The 18,703-nt window shown below is 39.3% G+C and carries 20 protein-coding genes and 1 pseudogene; 15 read left to right on the top strand and 6 right to left on the bottom strand.

Features of this window, described 5'->3' with window-relative positions; translation table 11 throughout:
* Together ACWIWK_RS05710 and ACWIWK_RS05705 are read right to left on the bottom strand one after the other, a co-directional pair.
* Window positions 1-1,665, bottom strand: a complete 1,665-nt coding sequence (locus tag ACWIWK_RS05710; RefSeq protein ID WP_454151638.1) for a 30S ribosomal protein S1 — start codon at window positions 1,663-1,665, stop codon at window positions 1-3.
* A gap of 117 nt (window positions 1,666-1,782) precedes the next feature.
* The gene (locus tag ACWIWK_RS05705; protein ID WP_454151636.1) at window positions 1,783-2,241 is read right to left on the bottom strand and encodes a c-type cytochrome; all 459 of its coding nucleotides are present in this window, start codon (window positions 2,239-2,241) and stop codon (window positions 1,783-1,785) included.
* A 99-nt stretch (window positions 2,242-2,340) separates the two neighbouring features.
* Between ACWIWK_RS05705 and folD the strand changes: the two genes are divergently transcribed.
* The 9 genes and pseudogenes from folD (at window position 2,341) to ACWIWK_RS05660 (ending at window position 10,515) form a co-directional block, all read left to right on the top strand.
* Window positions 2,341-3,243: a bifunctional methylenetetrahydrofolate dehydrogenase/methenyltetrahydrofolate cyclohydrolase FolD gene (folD, locus tag ACWIWK_RS05700; RefSeq protein ID WP_454151634.1), complete on the top strand. Its 903-nt coding sequence runs from the start codon at window positions 2,341-2,343 to the stop codon at window positions 3,241-3,243.
* 3 nt (window positions 3,244-3,246) lie between these two features.
* Complete coding sequence (lepB, locus tag ACWIWK_RS05695; RefSeq protein WP_454151632.1) at window positions 3,247-4,332, top strand: signal peptidase I; 1,086 nt, start codon at window positions 3,247-3,249, stop codon at window positions 4,330-4,332.
* 34 nt (window positions 4,333-4,366) lie between these two features.
* Entirely contained in the window at window positions 4,367-4,804 is a 438-nt protein-coding gene (gene rpiB / locus ACWIWK_RS05690; protein ID WP_454151630.1) for a ribose 5-phosphate isomerase B, read from the top strand.
* A gap of 13 nt (window positions 4,805-4,817) precedes the next feature.
* Complete coding sequence (locus ACWIWK_RS05685) at window positions 4,818-5,150, top strand: hypothetical protein (RefSeq protein ID WP_454152034.1); 333 nt, start codon at window positions 4,818-4,820, stop codon at window positions 5,148-5,150.
* 39 nt (window positions 5,151-5,189) lie between these two features.
* Complete coding sequence (gene apt, locus ACWIWK_RS05680; RefSeq protein ID WP_454151628.1) at window positions 5,190-5,720, top strand: adenine phosphoribosyltransferase; 531 nt, start codon at window positions 5,190-5,192, stop codon at window positions 5,718-5,720.
* Between the two features lie 27 nt (window positions 5,721-5,747).
* The gene (locus ACWIWK_RS05675; protein ID WP_454151626.1) at window positions 5,748-6,497 is read left to right on the top strand and encodes a DedA family protein; all 750 of its coding nucleotides are present in this window, start codon (window positions 5,748-5,750) and stop codon (window positions 6,495-6,497) included.
* Window positions 6,481-7,887 (top strand): annotated as a pseudogene (locus tag ACWIWK_RS05670) (leucyl aminopeptidase); the annotation flags it as partial. The gene ACWIWK_RS05675 and the pseudogene ACWIWK_RS05670, both read left to right, overlap by 17 nt.
* Before the next feature lie 117 nt (window positions 7,888-8,004).
* On the top strand, window positions 8,005-9,105 hold the full coding sequence (ychF, locus tag ACWIWK_RS05665) for a redox-regulated ATPase YchF (RefSeq protein WP_454151624.1): 1,101 nt from the start codon (window positions 8,005-8,007) through the stop codon (window positions 9,103-9,105).
* Window positions 9,106-9,156: 51 nt separating this feature from the next.
* Window positions 9,157-10,515: a tetratricopeptide repeat protein gene (locus tag ACWIWK_RS05660; RefSeq protein ID WP_454151622.1), complete on the top strand. Its 1,359-nt coding sequence runs from the start codon at window positions 9,157-9,159 to the stop codon at window positions 10,513-10,515.
* 60 nt (window positions 10,516-10,575) lie between these two features.
* Here the strand turns inward: ACWIWK_RS05660 and ACWIWK_RS05655 are convergent, their stop codons facing one another.
* The 4 genes from ACWIWK_RS05655 to ACWIWK_RS05640 all read right to left on the bottom strand — a co-directional run bounded on the left by ACWIWK_RS05655 (window position 10,576) and on the right by ACWIWK_RS05640 (window position 13,373).
* Complete coding sequence (locus ACWIWK_RS05655) at window positions 10,576-11,421, bottom strand: hypothetical protein (RefSeq protein ID WP_454151620.1); 846 nt, start codon at window positions 11,419-11,421, stop codon at window positions 10,576-10,578.
* Between the two features lie 109 nt (window positions 11,422-11,530).
* Entirely contained in the window at window positions 11,531-12,463 is a 933-nt protein-coding gene (locus tag ACWIWK_RS05650; RefSeq protein WP_454151618.1) for a hypothetical protein, read from the bottom strand.
* Window positions 12,464-12,519: 56 nt separating this feature from the next.
* Complete coding sequence (locus ACWIWK_RS05645) at window positions 12,520-12,837, bottom strand: SMR family transporter (RefSeq protein WP_454151616.1); 318 nt, start codon at window positions 12,835-12,837, stop codon at window positions 12,520-12,522.
* Window positions 12,834-13,373 carry a DMT family transporter gene (locus ACWIWK_RS05640; protein ID WP_454151614.1) on the bottom strand — a complete coding sequence of 180 codons (540 nt, stop codon included), beginning with the start codon at window positions 13,371-13,373 and terminating at the stop codon, window positions 12,834-12,836. The genes ACWIWK_RS05645 and ACWIWK_RS05640 overlap by 4 nt, the downstream gene beginning before the upstream one ends.
* Window positions 13,374-13,466: 93 nt before the next feature.
* Between ACWIWK_RS05640 and proB the strand changes: the two genes are divergently transcribed.
* The 6 genes from proB to infC all read left to right on the top strand — a co-directional run bounded on the left by proB (window position 13,467) and on the right by infC (window position 18,567).
* On the top strand, window positions 13,467-14,237 hold the full coding sequence (gene proB, locus ACWIWK_RS05635; RefSeq protein ID WP_454151612.1) for a glutamate 5-kinase: 771 nt from the start codon (window positions 13,467-13,469) through the stop codon (window positions 14,235-14,237).
* 10 nt (window positions 14,238-14,247) lie between these two features.
* Window positions 14,248-15,171, top strand: a complete 924-nt coding sequence (locus ACWIWK_RS05630) for a methionyl-tRNA formyltransferase (protein ID WP_454151610.1) — start codon at window positions 14,248-14,250, stop codon at window positions 15,169-15,171.
* Between the two features lie 87 nt (window positions 15,172-15,258).
* A complete protein-coding gene (secG, locus tag ACWIWK_RS05625; protein ID WP_454151608.1) occupies window positions 15,259-15,648 on the top strand; it encodes a preprotein translocase subunit SecG in 390 nt (129 codons plus the stop codon).
* Between the two features lie 16 nt (window positions 15,649-15,664).
* On the top strand, window positions 15,665-16,225 hold the full coding sequence (gene frr / locus ACWIWK_RS05620; protein WP_454151606.1) for a ribosome recycling factor: 561 nt from the start codon (window positions 15,665-15,667) through the stop codon (window positions 16,223-16,225).
* A 1-nt stretch (window position 16,226) separates the two neighbouring features.
* Window positions 16,227-18,056: a threonine--tRNA ligase gene (gene thrS / locus ACWIWK_RS05615; RefSeq protein ID WP_454151604.1), complete on the top strand. Its 1,830-nt coding sequence runs from the start codon at window positions 16,227-16,229 to the stop codon at window positions 18,054-18,056.
* Window positions 18,049-18,567, top strand: a complete 519-nt coding sequence (infC, locus tag ACWIWK_RS05610; protein ID WP_454151602.1) for a translation initiation factor IF-3 — start codon at window positions 18,049-18,051, stop codon at window positions 18,565-18,567. The genes thrS and infC overlap by 8 nt, the downstream gene beginning before the upstream one ends.
* Window positions 18,568-18,703: the final 136 nt, after the last annotated feature.

The following is an 18,703-nucleotide window of genomic DNA, read 5'->3' as shown; positions in this document are numbered from 1 at the left end:
TTAAGAAAATTTATTTTTAATCTTATCTCCTAAAGTCATTGTTTGGCTTTCTTTATTTGCTTGATTAAACGCTTTAAGGTTTTCTTTATTTTGCACGCGTTCTAGTCGTTTGACAGAAGCGCGGACTTTATTATTACGCTCATCAATAGCATATATAGCGCATTTTAAAGTATCTCCTTTTTTAAGATTTTCGACTTGGTCTTTTGGAATATCTTCATTTTTGACGAGCACTTCCACGCCATCAACCTCAATAAACACACCAAAATCCTTGATGTCCATAATGACTCCCTCAACAATAGAATCTATCCCGTGCTTTTTAGCAAACGCTTTAGCTGGAGAATCACTTAAAAGTCTCTTGCTTAGAGAAATTCTTTCGTTCGCGGAATCAATCCTTACGATTTTTACTTCTATTTCATCGCCGACTTTAAATGTATCTTTGCAACGCAATCCACGCTCCCAAAACGCATCTTCGTTATGCAATAACCCATCAACCGCGCCAAGATTGATAAATGCACCAAAATCTGTAAGAGTAACAATTTTGCCTGTGATTGTTTCATTTTCCTTATGTGCTTTGGCAAAAGCACTAAAAGGTTTATGTAAGAGTTTTTTGAGTGATACGCGCAAGCGTTTATTAACCAAATCAATCTCAATAATCTCCACATCAATTTCTTGTCCAATTTTTAAGTAATCTGCAGGGTGCTTGATATTTTTATCCCAAGAGATTTCTGAAATATGCAAGAATCCCTCAATATCATTACCCAAATCCACAAACGCACCATACTCTTCAATATTTGTAACCACAACTTTAATCGCATAACCGACTTCTAGCGTATTGCCAATTTCTTGCCAAGGGTCGCTCATCAACGCTTTTAACGAAAGCGTAAGTCGCTTTTTCTCTTCATCATATCCTAGAATCTTCACCTCCACTTCATCACCGACTTTAAAGTATTTTTGTGGATTTACAGGTCCTTTATGGCTTAATTCTGTATAATGGATAAGCCCCTCAACATTATCAATATCTACAAATACACCAAATGTAGTCGTGCTATTAACGCGTGCTTTCACCACTTTATCGCCACTTAACAATCGCTCTACTACTGCTTTTCTATTATTTTTTTCAAAGTCAAAAAACTTTTTGCGTGAAACGATGATAGAGTTTTTCTCCTCGCTAATTTTTGTAACCATAACCTTATAGCTTTTATCCTCAACCTTAAGTCCCTCTTTAAAGGCAGATTCCCTACGCGGTAAGAACACATCTATCCCGTCATAATCCATCACAAAGCCACCTTTGTTTTTTTGGATAACTTTTGCTTCAATAACCCTATTAAGAATCTCGTTGCCAAGCTCTTTGATTTTCTGTGCGGTGCGCTTTGTCCGCATTACTTTTTGGTGAGATACCCTGCCTCTTTCTACATAGACTTCTATCTCATCGCCTTCTTTAAACAAAAGGCTACCATTTTTATCTTTGATTTCACTAACAGGAAGCCTACTCTCAACCTTACTATAAGGAAGAGCAATCATCGCAAACTCATCGTTTATTTGGATTATTTTTCCTACTTGTATCTCGCCACTTGTAGCGTTTTCGTGTTCTTTAAGAAGTGCTCCAAAATCTAAGCCATCTTCTAAGCCATTATTGCTTTCGTCATTATCTAGATTTACTCTCATACATTATGCCTTATATCAAAAATACCGAGAAATAATTGTAGCGTAATTTTCTTAATTTTGCACTAAGTAAGTAATGATTCTAAACAAATACTAAGTTGCAATCTAAATAAGAAAATATCATTCACTTTGTTTGTTGCTTTGCTCTTTTACATAGTGATAAATTGCCTCAATTTCTTTTTGTGTAAGATAATATCTTGGCATAACGCTTGATTGTTTGGGATTTTGCAATACTTCAATAAAATCTTCATATAATAGTGTTTTAATACTTGGCGCACTAAGAATCTTATCAACACCCTTGTGTGTGTAGTTGGCTATTACACTGCCCTGCCCTTGCGCTCCGTGGCACTTATTGCATCCGATACCACGCGGATTCTCATAGAGGTTTTTTCCATACTCAAAATAGCTGATAAGCCCCTCAAAGTCCTCATTTTGGTTGCTTCTTGCGCTTGAGAGCACATCAAGGTCTTCATCTTTTGCTGAAATTAAATCCAATCCATCATCGTTTTCTTGGGCATTTGTAGTATTAAAAAACGCCACTGCCACACTAACTAAAAAAAAAGTTAGAAATTTTTTCATACTAAAAGCCACCAAATTTTGTATTTTACAAATCTTATTATACTATAATCACAAAACAAAACCCTAAAAATACAAAACACTTTACATTTAAGGAAATATATGTCGCAATCTTCATCTCTAAGCTCATCATACGCCTTACTAGAGGGCAAGCCTCTCGCACAAAAAATCGAACAAGACATTATCAACACCCTAAGTGCTAGTAATATAAAACCCGGGCTTGCGGTCATCTTAGTGGGCGATGATGCACCAAGCAAGGCGTATGTCAATATGAAACAAAAGGCGTGCGAGCGCGTTGGATTTTATTCGCTAAAATTTGAACTCACCAAAAATGCCACACAAAAAGAACTTTTGGCACTTATTCATAAACTTAACGCTGATGAAAAAATCAATGGAATCTTAGTTCAACTTCCACTTCCCAAACACATAGATAGTGCGACAATTTTAGAATCTATCGCTCCTCATAAAGATGTTGATGGGTTTAATCCTTACAACATTGGGCGTTTAAGTGCAGGGTTAGAATCTTTTGCGCCAGCTACACCATTAGGCGTGATGAATTTGCTCGCACATTATGGCATTGAAGTGAGTGGTAAAAATGTCGCTATCATAGGGGCAAGCAATATCGTTGGCAAGCCACTAGCGACACTTATGCTTAATGCTGGAGCAACGATAAGCATTTGTCATATCCTTACTAAAGATATAAGTCTTTATACCAAAAACGCTGATATTGTTTGTGTCGGCGTAGGAAAGGTCAATCTCATCAAAGCAGAAATGATAAAACAAGGTGCAGTTGTGATAGATATTGGCATTAACCGCTTAGATTCTGGCAAACTTGTAGGAGATGTAGATTTTGATAATGTGGCAAAAAAATGTAGTTTTATCTCTCCTGTGCCGGGTGGAGTTGGACCAATGACGATTGCTTCATTGTTACAAAACACACTTAAAGCCACTCAAATGGCGCAAGATTCTATAAACTCACACAAAACTTCATCATTAAAGGATTAGCAAATGAAACTTTTAAAATCTCTATGGGAATTTTGCTCGACTTGGACGGGAGCGATAATTTTAGCACTCTTGTTAATATTCTTTTTCGCTCAAGCCTTTACAATCCCTACTCGCTCAATGGTTGGGACATTTTTAGAGGGAGATTTTCTCTTTGTTAAAAAGTTCAGTTATGGGATACCGCTTCCTAGAGCCCCGTATTTTGATGTTGTGCTTATGCCAGACTTTCGTGGCAATGGACATATCATCGAGGGAGAGCGACCCAAAAAAGGCGAAGTGGTAGTGTTTATCCCTCCTATTGAGCAAACACATTATGTTAAGCGTGTGTATGGCGTGGGTGGCGATGAAGTGATTTTTACCAAAGAAGGCTATTTTTTACGCCCAAATGGTGGCGATGAGGAAATTTCAAAAATGTATCCTCACGCACAAAAAAGAGAATTTTTTGGCAAAACTTTCATCAAAGACCCATTTATTGAGCAATTCAACGGAATAATGTATGAAGAAGTTTTTTGGCATAAAGACGATGTAAATCCATTCACTCGCCCTGCGGCGCGAACAAAATATTTTTACGATGAAAAAGCTATGAAGTTTTACAAAAAAGTCTGCGCACAAGGTGAGATAAAAATCTCAGATGCAGATATGCGCGCGGATTGTGATTTGTTTGAAAAGTCCTTTAGCGATGAGGAAGCACAAAACTTTGTCTTAGTCAAAAATATTACTTATGAGGAAATGCTTAGTCCAAAGGGCATAGACACAAAAATGAGCAAACACACACAGAATGGAGAAACATTTTTTTATATCAAAATTGAACCAGACAATTTCTTTATGACAGGCGATAATCGCAACAATAGTTTTGATTCTAGGTTTTTTGGTAGTGTGCCATACAAGGACATTGTGGGAAAACCTTGGTTTATTTACTTTAGTATCAATCGTGCAAATAGCGAAGAAATGGGTGCAGATATGGATAAGAAAAAGCGTTATATTGTCCGTTGGGAGCGAATGTTTAAAGGAACTAATGGATTAGATAATCTTGCTCAAACAATACAAGAGAATAAAAAAGTTGTAGTTCCAATGGGCGTTAAGGAACTTTAAAGGAAATGCTCTTACATTAAAGGGAGAATGTATTATGGAAGAAAAGAAAATTTGCATTGCTTGCGACCACGCAGGATATGAAATAAAGGAATATATCAAAGAGATTCTCGCACAACAAGGCTACGAAGTGCGCGACTTTGGCACGCATTCAAATGAGCGCGTAGATTACCCTGATTACGCACAGGAACTTTGTGAATCCATAAATCCACAAACAAAAGGGATTTTAATCTGTGGAAGTGGCATTGGAATGAGCATTGCTGCAAATCGATACACACACATTCGTGCTGCGCTTTGTAAAGATTCTCAAATGGCAGAACTCTCAAGAGCGCATAATGACGCTAATGTGTTATGTCTTGGCGCGAGAATCACACCAAAGGATACATTAGTTGGCATACTTAATGCTTTTTTGCACACAGAGTTTGAGGGTGGCAGACATATTGATAGAATAAAAAAACTACACACAAAGGATTGATATGGGAGAGAGTATTCTTGCGCGATGGTTTTTCCTCGCAGGTTTTATCCTTTTTTTGCTTTATATGATTATTAGGACATTTTTTTACAAAAGTGTGGCACGCAAGGAAGAGCGCAACTCCGCCTCGATGAAACTCACACTAAGCGAAGCAGAAGTGCTTGTGCGTAAGCACCAGCTTCAACTCCAACGCGCATTAGGAAATATCGATAATATGCAACAAGAAATGAATGCGCTCAAAAATGAAGTCAAACTCCTAAAAGCACGCAACTCACAATACAGAATCGAAACTGATAAATACAAATCACGCATTAAAGAGTTAGAGCAAAAAATTGAAGCATTACTCTAAATTTTCGCTAGAATATTGCTTTTATTTTAAGGAGAGAGAATGGATAGCAAAAAACTCAAAGATTCTATACGAACAATTAAAGATTACCCAAAGGCTGGGATTTTATTCTATGATATTACCACAATGATAGGCAATGGGGAGGTTTTTGGTGAGTTTATAGAATCTCTTAAAGCGCGATATGAAAATGAGCGCATCGATTTTATCGTGGGTATTGAAGCGCGGGGATTTATCTTTGGTGCGGCGTTAGCAAATGCCCTTAAAATAGGATTTGTCCCCATACGAAAAAAGGGAAAACTCCCTAGCACGGCAGTCAGTGAAAAATACGCACTTGAATATGGATTTGATGAAATTGAGATTCACATTGATGCGTTTAAAAGCAAAAAAGATGCACGCGTGGTGCTTGTCGATGATTTAATAGCCACAGGTGGCACGGCACTAGCAAGCCTCAATCTCATTAAATCACTTAATGCCCAGTGCATTGAGGCGTGCTTCCTGCTTAACCTTGTAGAACTCGGTGGAGCAAAAAAACTCCAAGAACATACAAGAGTTTTTAGCGCGTTAGAAATTTGAGCATAAATTAAGGATTAAAGTAAGCAAATGGATATTGCAAAAATCACTCAAAGCACAAAGGATTTTATCACTTCACAACCCAAAAAATTCGCTGTTTGGATATTGCTAGCCATTGCTGTAATTACCCTATTTATCTTGTATCAAAATTCAGGATTCTCATTAGAGGAGTTTATTAAGAATCTATGGGAAGAATATGTCGAACAATGGGGATATGTGATTTTGTTTTTTTGGGGGATTTTGGAGGGAGAACTTGGGCTAATCTTTGCTGGATTAGCAGTGCACGATGGCAAAATGATTCTATGGCTTGCCATTTTTATCGCTGGGCTCGGTGGCTTTGCGGGAGACCAAATTTATTTTTACATCGGGCGACTTAACCGCAAAAGCATTCAAAAGAATTTTGAAAGCCAACGGCGTAAATTTGCGCTTGCTCATCTTTTATTGCAAAAATATGGATGGAGCATTATTTTTATCCAACGATATATGTATGGTATGCGCACCATTATCCCAATGAGTATCGGCACTACACGATATAGCGCGCTAAAGTTTTGTATTATCAACTTTTTGTGTGCGCAAGTTTGGGCGGCAATTACGATTTTACTCACTTGGTATTTTGGTGAGGAAATTTTTCTTGTGCTTGATTGGTTTAAGAATCACCCATATTTACTTATTCCGCTTGCTATTTGCATTGGTGGAGGAGTTTTTTGGTATTTTCACACACAAACAAGGCGCATAGATAAAAAACTACAAAAGGAGAGCAATAATGAAATTACACAATAACGCTATGTTTGAACTACAAATAGCAGAAAATAAAAACACGCAAGCGCAAGTAGAGTTTATCAGCAAGAAAGTAGAATCTACGCTACTCAAAGAAGCAAAAGCATTAGGATTTGAAGGTAAAGGAAAGTTTTTCTTACAAGCCAAAAAAACACTTCTCATTGTGCTTGAAAGCGTGGATTGCGATAGTGTGCGTGAAGCTGGAGCTGGCATAAGCAAGTATTTTAAGACGCTTAAATACGAAAGTATAGGCATTCGTTCCTTTGATGATGAGAATCTCACTTATGCACTAATGCTTGGAATCTTAGCAGGAGATTATGATTGTGCAATATATAAAAGTGAAAAGAAGCCAAAAACTTACAAAAAAATATTTATAAGCCCAAGTAAAAAACTCGCACAACCCACACTTAAGAATCTCGCCAAAAAAGCACATATCATAGCAAGAAATCTTAATATGGTGCGCGATTTGGTCAATACAATACCTCAAGTCGCCACACCAAAGTATCTCGCTGATTTTTGCACTAAAATGACAAAAGACATTGACATTAAATGCACTATCTTAGATAAAAAAGCTCTCATTAAGGAAAAAATGGGGGCATATCTCGCTGTGAATGAAGCCTCGACTAATCCACCCTACCTTATCCACCTCCACTATAAGCCAAAAAATAAAAATGCCAAAAAAATTGTTTTTGTAGGCAAGGGGCTAACCTATGATAGCGGAGGACTTAGCTTAAAGCCAGCGGATTATATGACAACGATGAAAGCTGATAAAGGCGGAGGATGTGCAGTAATTGGAATCTTAAATATCGCTGCGCAACTGGGAGTAAATTATGAGATTCACGGGATTATCGGGGCGGCTGAAAATATGATAGGAGGCAATGCCTATAAGCCCGATGATGTGTTATTCTCGCGTGAGGGCGTTACTATCGAAGTCAAAAATACGGACGCAGAGGGGCGATTAGTCCTTGCTGATTGTCTCTCTTACGCGCAGGATTTAAAGCCTGATGTGCTGATTGATTTTGCCACACTCACAGGGGCGTGCGTAGTGGGGCTAGGCGAATATACAAGCGGGATAATGGGCTATAATGAGAATCTCAAAGAGGAGTTTGAAAAATCCGCGCTAAAAAGTGGCGAGCTAGTCGCACGCCTGCCATTTAACCGCCACATAGGCAAACTCATAGAATCCAAAATCGCCGATGTCAGCAATGCCGCCTCTTCGCGCTATGGCGGGGCGATAAGTGCTGGAATGTTTTTGGGCGAGTTTATCCGCGATGAGTATAAGGACAAATGGCTTCATATCGACATTGCTGGACCTGCGTTTGTAGAGAAAGAGTGGGATATAAACCCCTATGGTGCGAGCGGGGCTGGCGTTAGAGCGGGAGTGGAATTTATCTTAGATAATTACGCCAAAGATTCTAAGCAAAAATTGCCTGCGCGCAACTCTAAGCAAGTAAAGCCCTTATCAAAACAGCCAAAAACCCCTCCCAAAAAATCCAAATAAAGGCGTGAAATGGGACTTAGCATAGGCATAGTGGGCTTGCCAAATGTCGGCAAATCCACCACCTTTAACGCGCTGACAAAAGCACAAAATGCCCAAAGCGCAAACTATCCATTTTGCACTATCGAGCCAAATAAAGCCATTGTCGAAGTGCCTGATACGCGCTTAAATGAGCTAGCAAAAATTGTCAATCCACAGCGGATTTTGCATTCTCAAATCGAGTTTGTCGATATTGCAGGGCTTGTGCGCGGGGCGAGCAAGGGCGAGGGACTTGGCAATCAATTTTTAGCAAACATTAAAGAAGCGGATATGATTTTGCATATCGTGCGGTGTTTTGAAGATTCTGACATTACGCATATTGAGAATCGTATCGACCCGCTAGGCGACATAGAAATCATCGAGCTAGAGCTAGTTTTAGCCGACATTGCCACCTTGCTAAAGCGAGTGGGGAAGTTAGAGCGCGAGGCAAAAGCAAGCAAAGACGCAGGAAAGATTTTAGAATGTGCAAAGGCGTTACTAGCGCATTTAGAGGGGAATAATCCTGCGAGAAGTTTCGCAGAATCTGCAAGCAAAGAATATGAGATTTTAAATAAAGAGCTAAGATTTTTAAGTGCAAAAGAGGTGATTTATGGTGCGAATGTGAGTGAGGGCGAGCTAGCAAATGAGAATGAATATGTGCAAAAAGTGCGTGAATATGGCACAAAAAACGGCTTTGAAACGATAAAGCTATGCGCTAAAATCGAAGAGGAAATGGTGGGGCTAAGCGAGGAAGAGCGGGCAGAATTTTTGCGTGAGCTAGGCGTGGGAGAATCTGGGCTAGAGCAAATCATTCGCTTAGGCTTTGAAAAACTCGGGCTTATTAGCTACTTTACTGCGGGCGTGCAAGAAGTGCGCTCTTGGACGATAGCAAAAGGGAGCAAAGCCCCGCAAGCCGCAGGCATAATCCACAACGACTTTGAAAAAGGCTTTATCCGTGCGGAGACGATTAGCTATGATGACTTTATCAAATACGGAGGCGAGGCAAAGGCAAAAGAAGCGGGCGCAATGCGAAGCGAGGGCAAAGACTATATCGTCCAAGACGGCGATGTAATGCACTTTCGGTTTAATGTGTAGGTGGTTAAGACGCAAGTTTATTGCTACAAGCGAAAAAATGGGGAATAAATTATGCAAAATAAAAATTCTTTGATTTTTGGATTCGCAATTTTGGGATTCATAGGTTTCGTGGGTTTTGCAATATTTGCATATACGGACAATATCAACGATGATGCCACGCAAAAGAGCGCATATACGGGCAAGACAATCGATGAATTATTAAAGCTAGAATCGCAATGTCGTAATGATGAAACATTGCCAAATGGAAAAATGGCTTGTGATGAAAGAGATGAGGCATTTGAAAAGTTAGAGAGGGCTTGTGAAGCAGATGAAGCACAGGCTTGTTTTGAGTTAGGCGCATTTTGGGCGCAATCGCACAAAGTATATGGCTTTGAAATTTCAAGCGGTTCAATGCAATTTGAATCAGTAGAAAAATATCATTCAAAAGCTTGTCATTTTGGACTGCAAAAGGCTTGTGAAGCGCAAGATGACTTTTATGAAAAGGCATTTATCAATGATTGCAAAAATAATATGGGTTGCGGAAAACTTGGCGTATTTTATTATTATAAAGGCGACTACGACAAAGCTAGAGGCTATTTGGAGGGCGATTGTGATTTGGAGAGCGATATTGATGAAAACGAATCGTGCTATGTTTTGGGGAGAATGTTTGCGCGAGGGTTAGGTGTGCCTAAAAATCTCTCAAAAGCCGAATTAGCGTGGGATAAAGTCTGTAATGATGATAGCTATACAAGGACTGAGGATTACTGCTGGGAAGTTGTAGATATATACAAAAAGGGCGATGAAAAAATGGGTATCGCACCAAATAGCCCAAAATACATTCACTACGCCGATAAACTCTGCCACACGCATATAGGAGATAATCCAAATAATAATTGCGAGGATTTGGCAAAAATCTATGAAAATGGCGACAAATCGCTAGGAATCGCCAAAGATAGCCAAAAATCGCTGTATTACTATGGAATGCTGTGCGATGGTTACTATTATGACATTGGGTCATTTTGCGACAAAGTCAATCCCACGCGCGAAAAGCTATGCGCCCAAAATGACGGCAAATCCTGCTATCAGCTATATGGATTTTATAGTAGTCTTGATTGGGAAAACTACGGCGCAAAAAGAGACACCAAAAAGGCGCAAAGATTTTTGCAAAAGGCTTGTGAATTGGAGTTTGGCGATGCGTGTTTGAGTATCACTAGAGATTATTTTAAGCGCGGGGATTATGACAATGCAGAGGCTTATAGTGGCAAAGGCTGCTCTTACAAATATCTAAAAAATTATGATAAATATGTCGCTTGTCAAAGCGATGATTGCGATGAAAAATACGCGCAAGGGTATGATGAATACAAAGGTTGCGTAAATCGGTGGGAAGTAGAGATTTATAGCGCAAAGAAAAAGGCTGGAGTGAATAAATAAGTGCGGATTCGTGTGGGATTTTTAAAAATCTTGCTTTGATTGAGATTCTAACTTTGAATCTTACTCACCGCATTCAAATCCCACTTGTGAGCTGTGAATCACGCCATAGATTGCCTCTCTTGTGTCTTTAGCGTTTGGTGGGATATAGGCGATTTTATACCATTTTGGATTGGCAGAGTCTTTGCCTAAAAATATAATAAAACCTTTTGTTATATCATTAAAATCATTTGCACAACGCGAGTGAATGCTCTCTTTTAAAATCTGATTTAATACCCTGCCATTTGGCGATTCGCGCAAGTTTATGTAAGAATCTTTTGAAGCGTAGGATAGCATATATTCGCTAGGAAGTTCTATTCTGTTAATATACCATTTTCTTATGTCGCCTAATGTTTTTACGGAATGACTTTTCATATTTGCAAAGTAGCGTGAATCGCTATCGCTATCTACATTTGTCTCTATAAAATAATCTTGCAAAGTGATATTTACGCGCACGGCAATGCCACCAAAAATATACTCATCATTTTTATCCACTTTATTTCCCAAAATATTTTTTAGTTGCACAAAGCTACTTTTTTGAAATTCTGTATTTTTTTGCAAAGTATCCACTAATACAACGCCAAATTGATTGTCATAGCTTGATAATCGTGGCAAAGCCTTTGGGTTGTCTGGGAAAAAGATTAAACGCCAATACATATCCACTTCATCTTGGTATTCGTGCCATTCAAGCACACCATTTAGCGTTATTTCGCCTTTATACATTATTTTGGTATTTTCAGTGTGGCTTTTTTGCAATGCGCTAAAATAACTCATATCGCCTTTTAGCATATCATCAAATTTTGGGTTGTTTATTTTCCCTGCGGATACAATGCTAAAGCATATAAGCAATATAAACAATGTGCTTTTCATTTTTCGCTACCTTAATATTTTTTTAGATTTCGCGTGAATTGTATCTAAATCCGCTTCATTCTCGCGCTTTTGGATTGAGATTGTAGCTCTTTAATGCTTTGCTAAAATCTTACTCTCCGCATTCAAACCCCACTTGGGAGCTATGAATCACACCATAGATTGCCTCTCTTGTATCCTTTGCATTTGGTGGGATATAGGCGACTTTATACCATTTAGGATTAGCAGAATCGTTGCCTAAAAATACGATTCTACCTTTGTTTGCGCTAGATTCTGTCATTTTGCAAAATAATATTCCAAACTCTTCATCGGGCGTCTTTTTGTATGTCGCAACTTCATTTTTTTGTATCGCATAGAGAATCTTGCCATTTGGCGATTCGCGTAAGTTTATGTAAGAATCTTTGGAGGCATACCTTAAAATTTTTATCATAATTTTTGGCTCTGCGAGTGGATTTTCAAAAAGTTGATTTATATTGTTTTGCCAATAGTCAATATGTATGTCATAATGCAATTTTAAATCTTTGAAATCCACATAATCTATGCCACCCTCTATCCAATCTGTCATAAAATTCTTATGATTAGCAATATCCACTTCTGCCCTTACCATAAAATCTGACAAGGCATATTTTTCAAGCCAATTTTTTCCCAATGCGTGAGATAATTCTGCGTTTATATTGTCATTTAGGCAATGGTGTTTTGTTGAGTGCTTTTCATCATCACTTCTGCATAGCGTAAATTTTAAATAATCATCATTAAACACGCTATTTCTATCAGGCACAAACAATAGCTCTCTAAATCCCCAACCTTCCATATCTGCTATGACGCCAGTTCTCCACACTAACACACCACTTATGCGCCCCTTGCCCTCATATATGGTATTACTATATAGCATATCAGTGTGTGTTTGTTTGACAAAAGAGCCATTTATAATGTCTCGCTTTTGTCGCAAAGAATCTGTATCTAAGCCAAAGGCTACGGATATAATGCCAAAGTTTGCAAGAAGCAATATAAACAATGTGCTTTGTAATTTCTTGCAAAATCTCATTTATACTCCTTTGATTTTATGGATAAAAGAAGCGTAATGACACAAACGATAGTATCTTACGCAAAATGGAGCAAATACACCGCGATAAGCACAAGCACGATTCCCACAAAGCCAATGGGTTTTAGCTTTTGTCCAAAATAATAATACCCCCCAACTACCGTGCCTAAAATCCCTATCGCTCCCCACAAAGTATAAGCCACAGGAAGCTCCATTCCCAAATCAAGCGCAAATGCCAAAAACAAAAACACGCTATCTACAAGCAATAACGCCAAAATCCCCCATTTTAGATTCTTAAAGCCATTTGATTTCGCTAGTGCGAGGTTTGCAAACACATCTAGCAAGCCAGAGAGTGCAACTAACAAAAATGCTATCATTTGCGCCCCTTCTTAGAATCTGCTTGAGAATCTAGACTAAAATCCGTGTGAGATTTTGCACCAAAATCCGCTCTAGATTCCATAGTAGAATCTAAACCCGCGCTAAAATCCGCCACAGATTTCGCCTCCGCGCTAGATTTTAGGCTAGATTCTTGCATTTGATTAAAATCTTTATGTGATTCTTGCGGTGATTCCTCACTATGCTCTTCGCCTAAGATTATGCAAATAATCCCCACAAAACCTATGACAATGCCAAAATACTGCTCGGTGGTCAAAACGGGGTCAAAAAACACAAAGCTAACAAGTAGCACGCCAATCCCACCGATGATTTCCCAAGTGGCATAAGCCACGCCCACAGCGATTTGTCGCAGTGTAAGCGACATAAGAAAATATGAGAGATTCATTAGCGCGATTAAAATGACTTTGCCTAAGATAGGATTTGCCTCAAAGACTTTTAGCAGGCTAAGCCCGCAGATTTCTAAGCCAATAGCGGCAAAAAGCATTATCCACGCATTTGTGCGAGAGAGTTTTAGCATACGATTCTCTTTATTTTGTTTTAAATATTTTATAGAATCTTAATTGATTATGTATAATACAAAGTTTATATCGTTAAAAATTAAGGAAATAGAATGAATAAACCTCGTGTCGTGCTCAAAGTCGGTGGCTCAAATATCTCAGATGGAGAGACAATCAAAACCACCCAAATCGCCAAACTTGTGAATCTCATACAATCTCTACGCGCCAGATATGATGTTATTTTGGTAAGTTCTGGTGCTACACCCACAGGATACACTCGCATAAAAATAGACAAACACTCAATGCCAAACAAACAAGCATTAGCAAGCATTGGACAACCTCTACTTATGCAGATTTACCGCGATGAATTTGGTGTATTTGGTATCGAAGTCGCTCAAGTCTTGCTGACAAAGTATAACTTTGATTCCCAAACACAAATACAGCACGCTAAAGATTGTATAGACACGCTTTTGGTGCATAATGTGCTCCCAATTATCAATGAAAACGACTCTACTTCGGTAAGTGAATTTATCGGGGATAATGACAGGCTCGGTGCGTATGTAGCGCATTCTTTTGACGCGACAATTTTGGTGATTTTAAGCGACATTGATGGATATTACGATGATAATCCCACAAAAAATCCAAATGCCAAAATTTTACCCCATATCACTCACATAGATTCTAAAGATTTGCAAGCTCCACAAAATCCAAATGCAGAGTTCGCCACAGGCGGAATTGTAACAAAACTTATCGCTGCACAATACCTCATAGAGCGGGAAAAATCAATGTTTCTAAGCAATGGTGATAAATTAGAAATTACACAAGAATTTTTGCTTAATGGAGTGCAACGAAGTGGCACGCTTTTTGGAAATTGGACAATATAAGGAATGAAATTTGAGAATCTTGCTTGCTGGAACGCCATATTTTGCTAAAGTAGTGTTTGAAGAGTTACTAAAAAACACGCAACACACTATCGTGGGGTTGCTTACTCAACCCGATAAGCCATTTGGACGCAAACAAGAACTTAAACCCCCAGAGACAAAGAGTTTTTTACTCTCTAAGATTCCTAACTTACCCATTTTACAACCCGAGCGCATTAGCGCACAGACTTTAGATAGCGTGCGGGGATTGCACCCAGAAATCATCGTAGTCGTGGCGTATGGGCAAATTCTCTCAAAAGAATTTTTAGACATTGCCCCGTGTGTGAATCTCCACGCTTCTATACTGCCTCATTTGCGTGGAGCAAGTCCATTACAAGAAATGATTATGGCAAATCCAAAATTTTTTGGCATAAGTGTTATGCAAATGGAAGAAAGCCTTGATAGCGGAGCGATTTTGGGTATGAGCTTTGTTAAAAATACCAATCAAAACATCGAAGAACTTGCAAATACCCTCGCAATCAAGGGTGCTCAAATCTTGCAACAATTTTTACAAGACTTTGAAAAAGAAAAGCAGATTCTCCCATTACCACAATGCAATGCAGACTCAAGCTATTGTAAAAAGATTAAAAAAAGCGATGGAGAAATTTGCTTTGATAATGCAGAGGCAATTTATCGCAAATATTTAGCATTCAAAGGCTGGCCTAGTATTTTTGCAAAAAATGGATTAAAGATTTTAGAAATTGTAAGTTTTGACACACAGGGACACTTCACGCCCGCACAGATTCTAAGAATCTTGCCAAAAAGTGTAGTTGTTGGCTGTGAGTGTGGAAGTTTAGAGATTAGTAAAGTCCAAGCTCCCTCAAAAACTCCAATGGATATTACGACATATTTTTTGGGAGTTCGATTAAAAGTGGGGGATAAACTTATAGATTCTTAGTAATTTTTAAAGATTTTTTTGCTAAAATGTGCGATTTTAGCATATTTGTTTGATTTATATAAAATTTTATTTTAGGGAGTAAGAAATATGGCAAATACTCTGCTTGTCATTCAAATCGTTTTGACGATTTTTATCACCATTGTGGTGTTGCTACAAAAAAGCTCAAGTATCGGGCTAGGCGCATATAGTGGAAGCAATGAAAGTATGTTTGGCGCAAAGGGACCTGCTGGATTTTTAGCTAAAGCCACACTTTTTCTTGGATTATTATTTATCGCTAATACCATTGCTCTTGCTTATATCCATAACAAACAAACAAGCGTTACAGATAGACTTGATTCTACTATCCCAAGCACATTGCAACCCTCTGCTGGACAAGAAGCTGAAGACGCATTAAAGGTTACTGATGAGTTCAATCCGTTCTCACAAGATTCACAAAATCAAGCTCCAAGTGCGCCAACCGCTCCTAGCGCACCATAAAATTGTAAGGAAAATAATGCAAACTGATGAAATTTTAGCTCAAACCAAAGAAAATATGGAAAAATCTCTCAACGCTCTTAAAAAGGAGTTTTCTCAGCTTCGTAGTGGGCGTGTGAGTGCTGCTCAGCTCGATAGTGTAAAGGCAGATTATTATGGTAACCCTACCCCGCTTAATCAAATGGCTTCAGTAGTTATCCAAGATGCAAGCACGATTCTCATAACGCCTTGGGATAAGGGCTTACTAAAAGAGATTGAGCGTGCAATTTTAGAAGCAAATATAGGTGCAAATCCCAATAATGACGGGGAATCTATCCGTTTAAACTTCCCGCCAATGACAAAAGAACAACGCGTAGAAATCGCTAAACAAGCAAAAGCAATGGCAGAAAAGGGACGCATATCTATCCGCAATGCCCGTCAAGAATCAAACAATGCAATCAAAAAACTTGAAAAAGACAAACAAATCACCGAAGATGAAAGCAAAAAAACACAAGATAGCGTGCAAAAAACTACTGATGAATTTATTAAAAAAATTGATGAAACATTAAAACACAAAGAAGATGAGATTTTAAAGGTATAGTTTGAGTAAGACAATTATTGGCAAAAATATTGATGGAGAAATTTTTGATATTTGCACAATTAAAGAGCGTGCTTTAAATGGTGGGGTGGATATTTATTTTGACAATAGCAAAGATTCCCTAGAGATTATCCGTCATTCTTGCGCGCATTTGCTAGCCCAAGCGATAAAGAGCCTTTACCCTGAGGCGAAGTTCTTTGTAGGGCCTGTGGTAGATGAGGGGTTTTATTATGATTTTAAGGTAGATTCTAAGATTAGCGAGGAGGATTTGCCCAAAATCCAAAAGAAAATGAAAGAAATCGCCCAAAAAGGCTATGAAATCACCAAATCCACGATGACTCGCAAAGACGCGCAAGAGAGATTTGCCGATGATGAGCTCAAACTCGCGGTGATGAGTAAGATTACAGGGGATAGCTTTGGGATTTACACGCAGGGCGATTTTTTTGATTTGTGTCGGGGACCGCATTTGCCAAATACCAAACTTTTAGCGCATTTTAAGCTTACCAAAATCGCAGGAGCGTATCTAGGGGGCGATGAGAGTGCGCAAATGCTAACAAGAATCTATGGCATTGCCTTTGCGGATAAAGAGTCGTTAGATTCCTACATAACGCAAATGGAGGAGGCAAAAAAGCGCGACCATAGAAAACTTGGGCAAGAAATGGGGCTTTTCACATTTGATGAAGAAATCGGCGCGGGACTGCCGATATGGCTACCCGCAGGAGCAAGGCTTAGACGCAAAATAGAAGAGCTACTCACCCGTGCGCTGATAATGCGCGAATATGAGCCTGTGCGCGCCCCTGAAATCCTAAAAAGCGATGTGTGGCGCAAAAGCGGGCATTATGCCAACTACAAAGAAAATATGTATTTCACCACCATCGATGAGCAAGAATACGGCATAAAGCCTATGAATTGTGTCGGGCATATCAAAGTCTATCAAAGTGCCAAGCGAAGCTACCGCGAATTGCCGCTAAGATTTTATGAATACGGAATCGTGCATCGCCACGAAAAAAGTGGCGTGCTTCACGGGCTTTTGAGGGTGAGAGAATTTACCCAAGATGATGCGCATATTTTTTGCCTGCCTAGCCAGATTGAAAGCGAGGTTAATCAGATTCTAGAATTTACGCATAAGATAATGAAAGCCTTTGATTTTAGCTATGAGATGGAGCTAAGCACGCGCCCAAGCAAGTCCATAGGCGAAGATGCTATTTGGGAATCCGCCACGCTTGCGCTACAAAACGCGCTAGAAAAAAACGGCATAAAATACGGCATAGATGAGGGAGGCGGGGCGTTTTATGGACCTAAGATTGACATAAAGATAACCGATGCGATAGGGCGAAAATGGCAATGTGGCACGGTGCAGGTGGATATGAATTTGCCTGAAAGGTTTGAGCTAGAATATATCGATGAAAATAACGAAGCTAAACGGCCTGTGATGCTCCACCGCGCGATTTTAGGGAGCTTTGAGCGGTTTGTAGCGATTTTGACAGAGCATTTTAGCGGGGAGTTTCCTTTCGCCCTTGCGCCCACCCAAGTGGTGCTTATCCCTATCGGGCAAGAGCAAAACGCGTATGCGAAAGAAATCCAGCGAAAACTGCGCGAAATCGGTGCATATAGCGAAGTGAGCGATAAAAATGAAACCCTCTCAAAGCGCGTGCGCAACGCAGAAAAAGCCCGCGTGCCTTTAATCGCAGTCATCGGTGCAAACGAAGTGGAATCCAAAATGCTAGCATTGCGCGATAGACGCGTAAAAAAAGAGGATTCACAATACAATCTAAGCGAAGGAGAATTTTTGGAAATGGTAAAATCTAAATTGCAAAGGGTGAGCTTTGAGTAAAGAAGAAGTGCTAATAAATGAGGAAATAAACCTTAGCGAAGTGCGCTGTATCAGCGATAGTGGCGAAGTGTATGGGGTGATGAGCTCTAGGGAGGCGTTAGAAATCGCCGTGAGGGAGGATTTGGACTTGGTGCTTATCTCGCCAAATGCCAAACCGCCCGTCTGCAAAGTAATGGACTATGGGAAATTCCGCTATCATCAAGAAAAGCGACAAAAAGAAGCGCGCAAAAAGCAAAAGCAAATCGACATCAAAGAAATCAAACTCTCCACCCAAATCGCCCAAAACGACATCAACTACAAAGTAAAACACGCAATCGAGTTTTTAAATTCTGGAAAACATGTGCGGTTTAAAGTGTTTTTAAAACAGCGCGAGGTAAATATCCCTGAAGCTGGGGCTGATACGCTAAAAAAAGTCGCAGCAATGATAGAGGAAATCGCGATAGCAGAAAAAGAGCCAAAGCTAGAGGGGCGGTATCTCTCCGTGCTGTATGTGCCTAAGAAAGTCAAGTGAAAGACGAAGTGAGTTTGTGGATTTTCAAGCGGGATTTAAGGCTAAGAATTTAGCCTAGATTTTGCGTGAAATTTTGATAAATTTGCTAAAATGGCAGGTTTTGTTTCAAAAAATAATGCGAAAAACTTAAAGAATA

It is taken from the genome of Helicobacter sp. 23-1048 (assembly GCF_053654545.1).
The sequence above is the reverse complement of the archived record's forward strand: the minus strand, read 5'-3'. Positions and strand labels throughout refer to the sequence as shown.